This is a genomic window from Kribbella ginsengisoli, assembly GCF_039537185.1.
GTDB classification, from domain to species: Bacteria; Actinomycetota; Actinomycetes; order Propionibacteriales; family Kribbellaceae; genus Kribbella; species Kribbella koreensis.
In genome coordinates this window covers 125,239-139,436 of the sequence record NZ_BAABAA010000006.1, presented here as the reverse complement: position 1 = coordinate 139,436, position 14,198 = coordinate 125,239, and the positions used below count along the sequence as shown (strand labels likewise).

12 protein-coding genes and 1 pseudogene are annotated in these 14,198 nt (G+C 66.6%); 6 read left to right on the top strand and 7 right to left on the bottom strand.

What is annotated here, in order from left to right:
• Nucleotides 1-52 precede the first annotated feature (52 nt).
• The 7 genes and pseudogenes from ABD768_RS21605 to rpmH all read right to left on the bottom strand — a co-directional run bounded on the left by ABD768_RS21605 (nt 53) and on the right by rpmH (nt 5,492).
• A complete protein-coding gene (locus ABD768_RS21605) occupies nt 53-991 on the bottom strand; it encodes a ParA family protein (protein ID WP_343967958.1) in 939 nt (312 codons plus the stop codon).
• Between the two features lie 1,109 nt (nt 992-2,100).
• Nucleotides 2,101-2,775 (bottom strand): 16S rRNA (guanine(527)-N(7))-methyltransferase RsmG, encoded by a 675-nt coding sequence (gene rsmG, locus ABD768_RS21600; protein WP_344843283.1) that lies wholly within the window; start codon nt 2,773-2,775, stop codon nt 2,101-2,103.
• A gap of 52 nt (nt 2,776-2,827) precedes the next feature.
• A complete protein-coding gene (locus tag ABD768_RS21595; protein ID WP_425558443.1) occupies nt 2,828-3,352 on the bottom strand; it encodes a Jag family protein in 525 nt (174 codons plus the stop codon).
• Between the two features lie 338 nt (nt 3,353-3,690).
• Nucleotides 3,691-4,608, bottom strand: a pseudogene (gene yidC, locus ABD768_RS21590) (membrane protein insertase YidC); the annotation flags it as partial.
• 66 nt (nt 4,609-4,674) lie between these two features.
• Nucleotides 4,675-4,986 carry a membrane protein insertion efficiency factor YidD gene (yidD, locus tag ABD768_RS21585; RefSeq protein WP_328331490.1) on the bottom strand — a complete coding sequence of 104 codons (312 nt, stop codon included), beginning with the start codon at nt 4,984-4,986 and terminating at the stop codon, nt 4,675-4,677.
• Entirely contained in the window at nt 4,983-5,324 is a 342-nt protein-coding gene (gene rnpA, locus ABD768_RS21580) for a ribonuclease P protein component (RefSeq protein WP_343967950.1), read from the bottom strand. Before rnpA ends, yidD begins: the two co-directional genes overlap by 4 nt.
• A gap of 30 nt (nt 5,325-5,354) precedes the next feature.
• Entirely contained in the window at nt 5,355-5,492 is a 138-nt protein-coding gene (gene rpmH, locus ABD768_RS21575) for a 50S ribosomal protein L34 (RefSeq protein WP_083933330.1), read from the bottom strand.
• 641 nt (nt 5,493-6,133) lie between these two features.
• Here rpmH and dnaA point away from each other — a divergent pair.
• From dnaA to ABD768_RS21545, 6 genes are all read left to right on the top strand, one after another.
• Nucleotides 6,134-7,843, top strand: coding sequence for a chromosomal replication initiator protein DnaA (gene dnaA / locus ABD768_RS21570; RefSeq protein ID WP_344843280.1), 1,710 nt, complete (start codon nt 6,134-6,136; stop codon nt 7,841-7,843).
• A gap of 511 nt (nt 7,844-8,354) precedes the next feature.
• On the top strand, nt 8,355-9,500 hold the full coding sequence (gene dnaN, locus ABD768_RS21565; protein ID WP_343967948.1) for a DNA polymerase III subunit beta: 1,146 nt from the start codon (nt 8,355-8,357) through the stop codon (nt 9,498-9,500).
• Nucleotides 9,501-9,534: 34 nt separating this feature from the next.
• Nucleotides 9,535-10,455 carry a phosphogluconate dehydrogenase (NAD(+)-dependent, decarboxylating) gene (gene gnd, locus ABD768_RS21560; RefSeq protein WP_344843277.1) on the top strand — a complete coding sequence of 307 codons (921 nt, stop codon included), beginning with the start codon at nt 9,535-9,537 and terminating at the stop codon, nt 10,453-10,455.
• 76 nt (nt 10,456-10,531) lie between these two features.
• Nucleotides 10,532-11,674 (top strand): DNA replication/repair protein RecF, encoded by a 1,143-nt coding sequence (gene recF / locus ABD768_RS21555; RefSeq protein WP_343967944.1) that lies wholly within the window; start codon nt 10,532-10,534, stop codon nt 11,672-11,674.
• Entirely contained in the window at nt 11,667-12,221 is a 555-nt protein-coding gene (locus tag ABD768_RS21550) for a DciA family protein (RefSeq protein WP_343967942.1), read from the top strand. The genes recF and ABD768_RS21550 overlap by 8 nt, the downstream gene beginning before the upstream one ends.
• A gap of 636 nt (nt 12,222-12,857) precedes the next feature.
• Nucleotides 12,858-14,192 carry a hypothetical protein gene (locus tag ABD768_RS21545; RefSeq protein WP_344843273.1) on the top strand — a complete coding sequence of 445 codons (1,335 nt, stop codon included), beginning with the start codon at nt 12,858-12,860 and terminating at the stop codon, nt 14,190-14,192.
• Nucleotides 14,193-14,198: the final 6 nt, after the last annotated feature.

Below are 14,198 nucleotides of genomic sequence, written 5' to 3'. Positions count from 1 at the left end.
AGTACAACGAACGGCTCGCCAGCAGGGCCGGCGAGCCGTCAGTCAGTTCTGGTCAGGAAGCGTTGTTGCGCATCGCGATCTCGCGCGACGCCTCCAGGTAGGACAGCGCGCCGGCCGAGGCCGGGTCGTACGCGAGTACGGTCTGGCCGTGGCTCGGCGCTTCAGAGATCCGGACCGAGCGCGGCACGGCCGTGCGCAGCACCGAGTCCTGGAAGTGGTTGCGTACTTCGGTCGCCACCTCGCCGGCCAGCTTGGTGCGGGCGTCGTACATGGTGAGCAGGATTGTCGACACATCGAGAGTTGGGTTCAGGTGCGACTTCACCATGTCGATATGGCGGAGCAACTGGGACAGACCCTCGAGCGCGTAGTACTCGCTCTGGATCGGAACCAGTACCTCACGGGCCGCGGTCAGCGCGTTCACGGTCAGCAGGCCGAGCGACGGCGGGCAGTCGATGAAGACGTAGTCGTACCTCTCGCCCGCGGCCTCGGTCTCGGCCAGGTGCTGATCGAGCGCCTTCTTCAGCCGGCTCTCGCGAGCGACGATGCTGACGAGCTCGATCTCCGCGCCAGCCAGGTCGATCGTGGCCGGGACGACCACGATGCCAGGGTGCTCGGCGCAGGGAGCCAGCAGCTTGCTCAGCGGCTCCCCCTCGATGACGGCCTCGTAGACACCGGGGGTGCCTTCCGAGTGCTCGATCCCGAGGGCCGTCGAGGCGTTGCCCTGGGGGTCGAGGTCGATCACCAGGATGCGCGCGCCGTACAGCGCGAGGCCGGCGGCGACGTTGACGGTTGTTGTGGTCTTGCCGACGCCACCCTTTTGGTTGGCGACCACGAAGACCCGGGTCTCTGCGGGCAGCGGGAACTCGCGGCCCATCGTGCGTCCTTCATTCACCAGCAGGGTCCGTTCGGTGGCGGCGGCGATCGGAGTTTCGAGAAGTCGTCGCTGAAGCTCGTCCGAGGTGGCCCGCGCGGCGATCTGTGCGGCAGTCATAGCGCCCATTCCGATAGGTGCGGTACTTGGCCCGAAGAGGATGTCGGTGGGGGTCGGAGCGGCTCTGCCCCCAGGTTTATCCACAGCCCTCTGTGGATGAGTTCCCGCGTAGGGAGGCGTTTCCAGGGGGTAGTCATCCACAGGCCGGGGCGATTCGGGGAACTCTTCCTCAGACCGCTCGGCGGCGGCCGTTTCGGACGAAACGGCCTCTGGAGTTTCACGTGAAACGGCTTCTGACGGCGTCGCCTCCGGCTCGTCACCGAGCCCGATCGAAGCGGCCGCCTGAAGCGCGGACTGCCCTTCCGGGGTCCTGTCAAAGTCTCGCTCGCCCGACCCGTCCAACTCAACCTGTCCGCCAGAATCAACCGACGATTCCGGCCGCGCCGGCGGGGTGAACACCGGAGCCGCCGGCAACCCGTGCGCCGGCGCATCCCTAGTAGGCTCCGCCTCGGCAGGTCCGGCGCTGGTGGGCTCGGCCTCCACAAGTCCCGCGTCGCTGGATGCAGCGGTGGGCGCCGGGGAAGGCTGGGTAGCTTGTCCGCCCGAACTAACGGCGGGCACGGCACCGGATGCAACTCCGGGGAGGGCGGGTACCTCGGCGGCTTCAGGTGTCTCGGCCCGTGCGGCGGCCGTACCGGCGGCGGGCACAGGCCCGGCGGCGGCTGCTGCAGCTGGCTCGGCTGTGGCCGCCTCTGGCTCGGCTACGGCTGCCGGTGCCTGCTCATCGGCTGTCGGGCTGCTGGTGGCGACCGTCGATTCCGAGGCTGAGTCGGGCGCAGGGACGTCCGACGTGGAGACGCCAGACGTCAGACCGTCAGGCTCGGAACGGTTAGGCGCAGAGGCTTCGGACGTGGAGACGTCAGACGGACCGTCAGGCGCGGAACGGCTAGGCGCAAGGGCTTCGGACGTCGGCAGGTCTGACGTGGGAGCGCCCGGCCCGGAGTCCTCGGTCCTCAGGTCCTCGGCGTTCGACTCCTCGGACTTGGGGGTGGGGTCTGCAGGGATTTGGGTGGGGGTGGGGTTGTCGGCGGGCCAGCCGATTCCTTGGGTGGGTCGGGGTTGTCCGGTGCTTTTCTCAGGCCATCCGAGGGCGCGACTCACGTACCCGATCACCTCCCGCGTCTCCGCTGCTGCGATCCCCGCGCAGCACGTCCGGCCACAATACTCACGACTGTCGTCGGCTGGGCCAGTTCATCGACACCTAGTTGGTGGACGTGCCATTCTTCGGCGCCGAGAGCCTCCAGTTCTGCTTCGGAGGCAGCTAGTTCCTCTTCCGCAGAAGCACCTTTCATCGCCAGCATCAGACCGCCCTCGGCAGTCAGCGGCAGGCACCAGCCGGCCAGCTTGCCGAGCGGAGCGACCGCGCGCGACGCCACCACGTCGTACGGCGCCTGGCCGCGGGCGGCACCTTCAGCGCCAGACCGGGTGCCGGGGATCAGATCTTCAGCACGAGCGCGGACGACGACGGCGTTGGTGCAGCCGAGCAGCTCCACCACCTCGTCCAAGAACGTGGTGCGCCGGAGCAGCGGCTCGACGAGCGACACCTGGAGATCAGGACGAACAAGGGCGAGCACGATCCCCGGCAGGCCCGCGCCGGTGCCGATGTCGGCGACCGTGGACTCCTCGGGGATCAAGCGCTCCAGCACCGCACAGTTCAGCAGGTGCCGATCCCAGAGCTTCGGCACCTCGCGCGGACCGATCAGTCCGCGCAGGGTTCCTTCGGTCGCCAGCAGCTCGGCGTACGCCGCAAGCCGCTCCGCCGCTCGTGGGTACAGCTTCTCCACGAGCGGCGGTGTTTCACGTGAAACGTCGTCCGTCACGAGCAGGACACGGCGATCACGCGGGCTGGACGACGACCCGGCGACGCGGCTCCTCGCCCTCGGACTCGCTGGTCAGGCCGGCGGCGGCCACGACGTCATGGACGACCTTGCGCTCGAACGGCGTCATCGGGGCGAGCTTGACCGCCTCGCCCGAGGCCTTCACCTCGTCGACGGCCTTGCGTCCGACCTCTTCCAGTTCGGTCTTCCGGTTGGCCCGGTAGTTCGACACGTCCAGCATCAGCCGCGAACGCTCACCGGTCTCCCGGTAGACGGCCAGCCGGGTCAGCTCCTGAAGCGCCTCGAGCACCTTGCCGTTCTCGCCGACCAGGTTGCTCAGGTCTGCGCCGACGATCGAGACCGCCGCGCGGTCGCCGTCGATGTCCATATCGATGTCGCCATCGAGATCCGCGATGTCCAGCAGCTCTTCCAGGTAGTCAGCCGCGATGTCGCTCTCGGCCTCCAGTGCCTTCAGGCGGTCAGCCGCCTGGTCTGCCGGCGCGGACTTCTCCGCCGCCTCGGTGTTCTGCATGCCGTCGCTCACGGCCACTCCTTCACGTTTCGAGATCCGCCCCACGGGGACCCAGGTCGTACACAGCAGAGAAAACGGGGTGCCGGGTCAGCCGGCCGTCCGGACGGCGAACGTCAGGAACGGCCGCCGGAGCCTCCACCTGGCTTCTTCTGCGCGGCTTTCTTCTGGGCGGCTTGGCGAGCGGCGCGTGACTTCGCGGCCGGCTGTCGCTTCGCTCCCGAGGTCTGTCCGGACGTCTGCTTGGCCGCGGCCTTCTTGACCGGCTGCTGGCCGTTGCTCGTCGCCTTCGGGGTGTCCTGCACCTTCGGCGTGTCCTGCACCGAGGACTCATTGGCCGCCGGGGCGACGGTCTTCCGGGTGCTCCGCGACTGACGCTTCGGCTGCTGCCGGTTCGCCGGGCGACGGTCGGTCGCGACCGAGCCGTCCTCCGCGGCGCCACCGAGGCCCTCGTCGGCCGGCCGGCCCGCCTTCAGGTTGTGCTCGCGCTTGCGAGCCTCCATCGCGTCGAACGCCGGCGTGCCAGGAGCAGGGTTGCGGCGGATCACGTAGAACTGCTGGCCCATCGTCCACAGGTTCGAGACGAACCAGTAGATCAGCACACCGATCGGGAAGTTGAAGCCACCGATCAGGAAGAAGACCGGGAAGACGTAGAGCATGATCTTCTGCATCTGCGCCGCCTGGCCCTCCAGGGCCTCCTTCGGCATGTTCTTGCGCATCAGCTGCAGCTGGGTGGTGAACATCGTCGCGGTCATCAGGATGATCAGCACGATGGCGACCACCTTGACGTTGCCGGCGCCGTCGCCGTTCGCCTTCAGGAAGGTCTGCGAGATCTCCGCGCCGAAGATCTTCGCGTGCTGCAGCGAGTTGACGTGATCCTTCATGATCTCGCTGTGCCACTTGCCCTTCGACGCGTAGTCGAGGACCCGGAACAGCGCCAGGAAGATCGGCGACTGCAGCAGCAGCGGCAGGCACGAGGAGAACGGGTTGGTCCCGGTCTCCTTGTACAGCTTCATCATTTCCTGACCGAGCTTCTCCCGGTCGTGGCCGTACTTCTTCTGCAGCTCCTTCATCTTCGGCTGCAGCAGCTGCATGTTCCGGCTGGAGCGGATCTGCCGCACGAACAGCGGGATCAGCAGCGTCCGGATGACGATGGTCAGGCCGGCGATGGACAACGCCCAGGCCCAGCCGCTGTCCGGATCGAACACCTGTGACAGCAGCCAGTGCCATCCCACCAGCAGCGCCGACACCGCCCAGTACAGGGGCGTCATCACGGCGTTGAAAATGTCTACGATCCCGTCCCACAACGCGAGTTCGGGGATGGCCAGAAGAGTCACTCAAGCACCTCGCTGCACAGGCCCACCGTCGGTAGACGGCTCGGGCTGGTTGGCGGAGACTGCATCTCCGCGCTGGTCGACATCTGTGGGTGGAACGGGGTCGTAGCCGCCGGGGTTCCACGGGTGGCAGCGGGCGAGTCTCCTCGCCGCCAGCCAGCTACCGCGCACCGCGCCGTGGCGTTCGACCGCTTCCAGGGCGTAAGCAGAACAACTGGGGTAGAACCGGCACACCTGCCCGTACATCGGGCTGACGAACTTCCGGTACAACTTCAGGAAACCGATGATCCCGTACTTGACGGGCGCGATCTTCATCGCAGGACCCGGGACAACGCGGCCTGCACGTCGGCCGTCAGCTCCTCGAACGACGAAGAGCCCGACGGCGGCAGCGCCCGGACAACGGTCAGGCTGCCGGCCGGCAGGCCGGGGAGCTGCGCCGCCATCACAGCGCGCAGACGGCGGTGGACGCGGTTCCGCAGAACCGCATTGCCCACCGCCTTGTTCACCACGAATCCGATACGAGCAGGCTCGGTCGCCGGATCGGTCCCTGGCAACAGATGGACCACCACGGCACGCCGACCGGCGCGGCGTCCGGTACGGACGGCGCGACGGAAGTCGTCGGACCGGCGTAACCGGTTCGACGCGGGTAACACGAGGTGGTCACCGTCGCCAGCTCAACGGCGTCAGGCCGCGAGGCGCTGGCGACCCTTCGCACGACGCGTTGCGAGGATGGCGCGACCCGCACGGGTGCGCATCCGAAGACGGAAGCCGTGCTTCTTGTGCCGACGCCGGTTGTTCGGCTGGAACGTCCGCTTGCTCACTGGAATGACTCCGGTTACTCGAGATCACATTTGTCGACAAATCCACTGATAGATCTGTCCCTGGTGCAGGTCCTGGCCCACCGCTCGAGAGACACCCGTAGAAGAACGGTCCCGGAGGGAGCGCAGCACGAAACGGCCGGTTCAATACCGACTGATCCACGGTACGTGGCGGCCTGTGGACAGGTCAAACCAGCCGTCCCCATAGTTTTCCACAGGCCTGTGGATGGAACGGCCTGTCAGAGGCCGGTCACAGCCAGGTCACCACCACTACCCACGGCGACAGTTCGGGCAGACTCCAAACACGACTACGCTCCGGCGTCTACCCGACACGCCGCAAGTTGCCCCCAATTTACGCCCCATAGCCTGTGGATGACGGCTTGAAGCGGCATGGGCGGACTTGTTAGCGTCAGCCCCTCACACCAGAGGTCCCACACCCCGAGACCGGTAACCAACAGGCTCCGCGCTTCGTTCACAACTGTGGACAACGATGTGGACAATGAGGAAAACCGGCTGAGGAGAAAGCAACTGCTACGTGCGGCCGACCGGCGGCACGGGTGGGGTGCCGGGTCGAATGGTCGCGTTGTACCGGGGACCAGCCCGGGAGCGGCGGCCACCGCAGCGAAGGATTCGGGGAGCAACGCGTGGTCGAGGACCAGTCCGCCAGTGCGGAAAGCAAGGCGGAAGTGAATGATCTGGACGTTGCCTGGACCAGGGTCCTCGCCGGACTGCCACCCAACCAGCGCGCCTGGCTGACGAATTCGCGGCCGGTGACGCTGCACGAGAGCACCGCGATCGTCGCCGTACCGGACGATTTCACCCGGGGGCAGCTGGAGACCAGGCTGCGGCCCGACCTGGAGCGCATCCTCACCGAGAGCTTCGGCCGCGACATCCGGATCGCCGTCACGGTCGACCCGTCGCTCGATCCCGAGCTTCGCGAGCCGGCGCCGGCGCCGCAGCCCGTCGTACGGGAGCAAGCTCCGGTCTATCAGTCGCCGATCAACCAGCCGCCGAACCGGCCGCTGACCCAGCCGTTCGGTCAGCCCGTCGAGCAGCCGTACGAGCAGCCGCAGCACCAGCCGATGCAGCAGCCGTACGAGCAACCACAGCAACAACCGGCGCAGCACCCGATGCACCAACCGCTCCAGCACCAGCAGGCTGAGCAGCCGGCCGCGGCCCCTGCGCTGCAGGAGCCGACGCATCGTCCACAGCAACCTGAACCGATCCAGCAGATCCAGCAGCCGCCCCCACCGCTTTCGGTCGCGCCGCCGCCGAACGGTTCGGCCCAGTTCCAGCCGCCGACCGACTCGCAAGGTGAGGCACGGCTCAACCCGAAGTACACGTTCGAGACCTTCGTCATCGGTAGCTCGAACCGGTTCGCCCACGCGGCTGCTGTCGCCGTGGCCGAGGCGCCGGGCAAGGCGTACAACCCGCAGCTCATCTACGGGGACTCCGGGCTGGGAAAAACGCACCTTCTGCATGCGATCGGGCACTACGTCCGCAGTCTCTACACCGGCGCCCGGGTCAGGTACGTCTCCAGCGAAGAGTTCACCAACGACTTCATCAACGCGATCCGCGACGACAAGGCGGCCCAGTTCCAGCGCCGCTACCGCGACGTCGACGTGCTGCTGATCGACGACATCCAGTTCCTGGAAGGCAAGATCCAGACCCAGGAAGAGTTCTTCCACACGTTCAACACGCTGCACAACGCGAACAAGCAGATCGTGATCAGCTCCGACCGGGCACCGAAGCGGCTCGAGGCGCTGGAGGACCGGCTGCGGAACAGGTTCGAGTGGGGTCTGATCACCGACATCCAGCCGCCCGACCTCGAGACCCGGATCGCGATCCTGCGCAAGAAGGCCGCCACCGAGCGGCTGACCGCGCCGCCGGAGGTGCTCGAGTTCATCGCGAGCAAGGTGCAGACGAACATCCGTGAGCTCGAGGGCGCGCTGATCCGGGTGACCGCGTTCGCCAGCCTCAACCGGCAGCCGGTCGATCTGTCGCTGGCCGAGATCGTGCTCAAGGACCTGATCCCTGAAGGCAGCAAGCCCGAGGTGACGGCCAGCATGATCATGGGCCAGACCGCCTCGTACTTCGGATTGTCGATCGACGACCTGTGTGGTTCGAGCCGCAGCCGCGTGCTCGTGACGGCCCGGCAGATCGCCATGTACCTGTGCCGCGAACTGACCGATCTGTCCCTGCCGAAGATCGGTCAGCAGTTCGGCGGCCGCGACCACACCACCGTCATGCACGCCGAGCGGAAGATCCGCCAGCTGATGTCGGAACGGCGCAGCGTCTTCAACCAGGTGACCGAGTTGACCAACCGGATCAAGCACCAGGCCAAGCAGCAATGAGGTGCCGTGTGACCGGGTCGAAAAGCGTGTACGCCGAGCGCTACGACGCGGTCACACGAACCACACAGGCTGGGGACAGAGCTGTGGATAACTGTGGGTATCTCGGTGGACACAGGCCACTTCGCTGTGGATTGGCTGTGTGGAGAGAATCCGTCGTACCCAGGTATCCACGGATCGCCCCCAATCCGTCCACAGCCCGCCCACAGGGCAAAACCGGGTCTGACCTGCGAACTCGTCGCTTTTCCACAAGATCCACAGGTGCGAAGAACCCTATGGAATCCCTAATGAGGCTCCAGACCGAAAAAGTTTCTGGCCGGCCTTCCTGGGGAAAACTCCGATTTCGCCCCTGCCAGAGCGCCGACGAGACAGGCCTGTCAGGCTGTCCCCACGAGCACCTGGATGCTCTTGACGCGACCCGCCCGAACCGCCACGTCAAGCCCGGTTGGCGCACATCACATCTGTCCGTGGCAGGATCTGCCTGGCACACAGCCGAAACAGGAGGCACCCAGCGGTGAAGTTTCGCGTCGAGCGCGACGTACTGGCCGAGTCGGTGGCCTGGGCGGCGCGCAGTTTGCCCAGTCGTCCGAGCGTTCCGATCCTTGCCGGACTGTTGGTCGAGGCCGAGGAAGGCCAGATCACTCTGTCCGGCTTCGACTACGAGACCTCCGTCCGGGTGACCGTTCCCGCTCAGGTGGCCGATGCCGGCAAGTGCCTGATCTCCGGCCGGCTGGTCGCCGACATCTCGAAGAGTCTCCCGAACCAGCCCGTGGACGTCTCGGTGGACGGCGCCAAGGCGCAAGTCACCTGCGGCACCTCGCGGTTCACGCTCCAAACGCTTCCCACAGAGGAATATCCGGCTCTGCCGGATCTTCCGGCCGCCTCCGGTACCGTCCGCAGCGACGTTTTCGCTCAGGCGGTCGCGCAGGTCGTCACCGCGGCCGGTCGTGAGGACACCTTGCCGGTGCTCACCGGCGTACGGGTCGAGATCGAGGGGTCAACCATCTCGTTGCTGGCCACCGACCGGTACCGGTTGGCGATCCGCGAGCTCGAATGGAACCCGCAGAGCCCAGATGCCTCTGCTGCAGCCCTTATCCCGGCCCGCGTCCTTTCGGAAACCGCGAAGGCGATGACCGGAACCGACATCATCGTCTCCCTGGCAGCGCCGGGCAGCGGCGAAGGCATCGTCGGCTTCGAGGGCGAGGTCTCCGGCGGCAACCGGCGGGCGACCACCCGATTGCTCGACGGCGAGTTCCCGAAGGTGCGCGGCATCATCCCGACCGACGCGGCGATCGCGACCCGGGTCCGGATCGACACCGCGACCCTGGTCGAGGCCGTCAAGCGAGTCGCCCTGGTGGCTGAGCGCAACGCACCGGTCCGGCTGACGTTCTCCGACGACACCGTGACGCTGGACGCCGGCAGCGGCGACGAAGCGCAGGCGTCGGAGTCGATCGAGGCGCGCGTGGTTGGCGAGCCGGTTACCGTGGGATTCAACCCGACGTACCTGCTCGACGGTCTGAACGCGATCGGCACCCCGGTCGCGCACCTGGCCTTCACGCAGGCGACGAAGCCGGCCGAACTGACCGGCGTGAAGGATTTCGACGGCGACCCGATCAGCGAGTTCCGGTACGTGCTGATGCCGGTTCGCCTGAACAGCTGATCAGCGCAACGCCAACAGAACAAGGGGATTCACGATGGAGCTCGGCCTTGTCGGTCTCGGCAAGATGGGCGGCAACATGCGCGAGCGGATTCGCGGCGCAGGCCTGACCGTCGTCGGTTTCGATCACAACCAAGCCATCTCCGATGCGACAGATCTGGCCGATATGGTCGGCAAGCTGACCGCGACCGGCCAGCCGAAGATCGTCTGGGTGATGGTGCCGGTCCAGGCCATCGACCCGGTGCTGACCGAGCTGGCCGAACTGCTCTCCGAAGGCGACATCGTGATCGACGGCGGCAACAGCCGCTGGACCGATGACATCCGGCGCGCCGAACTGCTGTCCCACAAGGGCATCAAGTTCGTCGACTGCGGAGTGTCCGGTGGCGTCTGGGGTCTGGAGAACGGCTACGCGCTGATGTGCGGTGGCGACACCGACACGGTCACCACGCTGATGCCGATCTTCACCGCCCTCAAGCCCGAGGGCGAGTTCGGTTTCGTGCACGCCGGCAAGGTCGGCGCCGGCCACTTCGCCAAGATGGTCCACAACGGCATCGAGTACGCGATCATGCAGGCGTACGCCGAGGGGTTCGAGCTGCTCGAGGCCGCGGAGATCGTCGAGAACGTGCCCGAGGCGTTCGACTCCTGGCGTGAGGGCACGGTGATCCGGTCCTGGCTGCTCGACCTGATGGTCAACGCGCTCAAGGAAGACACCCACCTGGACAAGATCCGCGGCTACGCCGACGATTCGGGCGAAGGCCGCTGGACCGTCGAGGCCGCGATCGACCACGCCGTACCGGTGCCGGCGATCGCCGCGTCACTGTTCGCGCGGTTCGCGTCCCGCCAGGAGGACTCCCCCGCGATGAAGGCGATCGCCGCGATGCGCAACCAGTTCGGTGGCCACGCGGTCAAGGGTGCGGCGGCCGACCCGTCGTACGCCACCCCGCCGATCCAGCACTGAGCACGTGATCCGGGTCGCCGACGTGATCGGTGACCCGGATCTGTTGTCTTAGGAACCGCCCAGCAGAGGAATTCAGGTGTTTGTCACCGCGCTCGGACTGCTCGACTTCCGGTCGTACCAGCAGGCGGAGGTCCAGCTCCAGGCGGGCGTGACCGCTTTCGTCGGTCCGAACGGCCAGGGCAAGACCAACCTGGTGGAGGCCATCCACTACACCGCGACCCTCGGTTCGCACCGGGTCGCCAGCGACGCGCCCCTGGTCCGGGCCGGCGCTCCGCGCGCGATCGTGCGGACCGAGATCCGCTCCGATCACGAACGCGATCTGATCGTCGAGCTGGAAATCAATCCTGGGAGGGCAAATCGGGCCCGGGTGAACCGTTCGCCGGTCCCCCGGCCGCGCGAAGTGCTCGGATTGCTCCGTACGGTGCTTTTTGCGCCCGAAGATCTCGCGCTGGTGAAGGGCGATCCGTCCGAGCGCCGCCATTTCCTGGACGAGTTGCTCACCCTGCGGTCACCCCGGTTCGCCGGCGTCCGGCAGGACTACGACCGGATCCTCAAGCAGCGGAACTCGTTGCTGAAGAGTGCCGCGGTGGCCAGACGCCAGAATCGTTCCGGTGGCGCGATCGAGGGCCAGTTGCGCACTCTCGATGTGTGGGATTCGCACCTGGTCACCACCGGATCGGAGCTCCTGGCGGCGCGGCTCGATCTGCTGGAATCCCTTCGCCCGTTGGTTTCCGGGTCGTACGATGCTGTTGCCCGGGGCAAGGGTGATGCGCGGCTGGAGTACAAGTCGTCGGTGCCGTTGGAGCCCGGCGTGGCGAGTCGGGAGCAGCTCGCCGAGGTGTTGCAGAACGCGGTACAGGACCGGCGTACCGATGAGCTCGAACGGGGTGTCTCGCTGGTCGGTCCGCATCGCGACGACGTCGTACTCGGGCTCGGGGACTTGCCTGCGAAGGGGTATGCGAGTCACGGTGAGTCCTGGTCGTTCGCGCTCGCGTTGCGGCTGGCATCGTACGAGTTGCTGAGGTCGGACGGGGGTGAGCCGGTGCTGATTCTGGACGACGTGTTCGCCGAGCTCGACACGAGCCGGCGCGACCGGCTGGCCGAACTCGTCGCGCCCGCGGAGCAGGTTCTCGTCACGGCGGCCGTCGGCGCGGATGTACCGGCGGAGCTGCAGGGTGCCCGGTTCGAGGTCGGCGGGGGCTCGGTCCGTCGTGTCTGAAGGCCAGAATTCCTCTGAGAGCGGCTTCGAGAGCGAGGCCGTCGAGGAGCCTGAGCACGACAAACGCGGCCTGGAGCTGGCGAAAGCGCTCGCCAGCCGGCTCAAAGGGGCGGGCCCGATCCAGCCTGTCAAGAAGACTCGCCGGCGTCGCCCGACCGGCAACCAGGTCAGCGGCTCCCGTCCCGACGACCGCGACCCGCAGTCGCTCACCAACACCCTCGGCCGGCTGATGCGCGACCAGGGCTGGGAGGTCGACGTCGCCGTGCACGGCGTGATGGCTCGCTGGCCGTCCATCGTCGGCCCGGAGATGGCCTCGCACTGCCAGCCGGAGAGCTACACGGACACCGAGCTCACGGTCCGTACCGACTCCACCGCATGGGCCACTCAGGTCCGCCTACTCGCCCCTGATCTGGTACGCCGCCTCAACGCCGAGCTAGGCGATGGCACCGTCACCCGGGTCAAGGTCGAAGGCCCCAACGCCCCCAGTTGGCGCAAGGGCCCGCGCACTGTCCGTGGCGGCCGCGGACCGCGCGATACCTATGGCTGATCACCGTTGCAGCTTGCTGCAGATGTAATGCCAAGAGCACGCTCAACGGCTGATAATGCGAGCTGGAATAGGCGGCATACAGGGCCAAGGATGACCAGCAGAATAGGAAAGTGCATGCACTGGAAGCGATTGACATCGGCCGCGGCAGCAATCGCAGTGGCCGCAGCGTCGACATCCGTGATCACTACCCAGGCGAGTGCGTCGGGGACCCCACCGCCGCCCGTGTATCCCAAGCGGTCCTTCCACATCAGTGTCGCGGAGGGCTCTTCCAAGGGTGAACTCACCTTCTTCAATCGGTCCGTTGGAATCGCTGGCGTACAAGACGCCCGGACCGATACTGGCGGCCCTCGCGGTGCGCGATACACAAAATTCACCTGGAAAGGGACGTCGGTATATAGCCCGGTGACAGAAGGAACGTCTTCCTTTCACCTCACTCTTCCGGCCAACCAACCGGGCGGTGCGATTGGAGTTGAGGTCTGGTTTTACGAGACTGACGGCGGCCATTCACGAGCCATTGGACATCAGACCGTGAGACGGTAACTTCGACTTACCAGTGGCTCTATCGCACTGGCGGGTCCTTCGGCGGTTCTTCAGCAGCCTGCCGGAAGGCCCGCCTCTCCCCTAGGATCGTCCACGATGCGCACGATCGTTGACGGTTTTCGAGAGCTGATCCACCTGGTCGGAGACACCTTCCGGTTGTGGTGGCGCAACCTGTTGCCGTTGACGACCTGGTTCCTGGCCGGGTACGTCGGGTTTCGGGCGTCGATCCAGGCCTCGATCTGGCTGGACGAGCATCAGCACTCGAGTCTCGCAGTCGGGTTGTTTGCGACGGGTGTGCTGATTCAGATCGCTGCCACGGTGGGGATGATCCGGACCTGCGCGACCTCGCTCTACCGCTGGCGAGATGCCGCCAGCAACAAGGCGGAGGAGACCTCGGACCCGACCCAGCAAGGGCTGATGGAGCTGTTGGCCATCACCTTGTTGCCACTCGTCGCGGTCTGGTCGGCCTGGGGATTCCTGGACGACCGGCTCAAGGCGCTGTCGGTCAGCAATCTGGTCCAGCGTGGCATGGGGTCCGGCGCGGGCTTCTTCGATGTACACAACGGCGCCTGGCATTCCTTCGTGCCGGCCATCGTGATCCTGCTCGTCCTCCGCCGGGTGCTGGAGGCAGTTGGCAATCGCTGGCCGAGCCGGCCGCTCAGCTTCGCCCAGATCTGGGCCGAGGCGTTCTTCGTACTGCTCACCGTCGTGGTCACGCCGTACGCCGTCGGCGACTTCAAGGACTGGATCGCCAATCGAGACTTCTGGTACTTCGCCAGCGGCTGGTGGGACGGACTGAAGGACTTCTTCGCCGGGATCCACATCCCGATCCCAGCCGGCATCGAGTTCCTCTGGGGCTTCTTCTGGGACAGCCTCTGGCCGCTGTTCAAGTCCGGTGTGGCCGAGCCGCTGACCTGGCTGGCGATCACCACCGTCGTCTTCGGACATCGGGTGCTGACCAGCAGCGGAGTGTTCCGCGGGACCAGGATCGAGCGTCGCTTCGGCGGCCAGCTGGCCGCCGCGGACGATGCGCCGAAGCCGAATCGCCTGGTGGCGCTCACCAACCAAGCGCCGAACCTGCTGCTGGGTGGACTGCGGGAGAAGTTCTATCCGACGCTGACCGCCTTCCGCCTGCTGGTCCGGGTCGGACCGGTCTTCCTCGGGGTCGTCTGCACGGTCTACACCTTGTGGCTGCTCGCCGACGACTGGGCGTTCGCCGGTGTCATCCGGTTGATCGGTGTGCACGGCTCCGACTGGGGCCTGATGAACAACGAGATCGCTCAAGCCGTCACCGACGTGGTCTTCGAGACGCTGCGAATCGCCCTGCTGGCGGCGGCCTTCGACCTCTGCATCTCGGTCAGCGCCGAGCGTCGCAGCGAGGCCACGGCCGCCGCAGAAGAGCCCGCCGAAGCAGAGCCCGCCAAAGCCTGACGGACG

Coding starts and splice junctions, on each gene's coding strand:
- yidD (WP_328331490.1), bottom strand. CDS start 4,986: ATGAAGATCGCGCCCGTCAAGTACGGGATCATCGGTTTCCTGAAGTTG.
- ABD768_RS21545 (WP_344843273.1), top strand. CDS start 12,858: ATGCGCACGATCGTTGACGGTTTTCGAGAGCTGATCCACCTGGTCGGA.
- gnd (WP_344843277.1), top strand. CDS start 9,535: ATGGAGCTCGGCCTTGTCGGTCTCGGCAAGATGGGCGGCAACATGCGC.
- ABD768_RS21605 (WP_343967958.1), bottom strand. CDS start 991: ATGACTGCCGCACAGATCGCCGCGCGGGCCACCTCGGACGAGCTTCAG.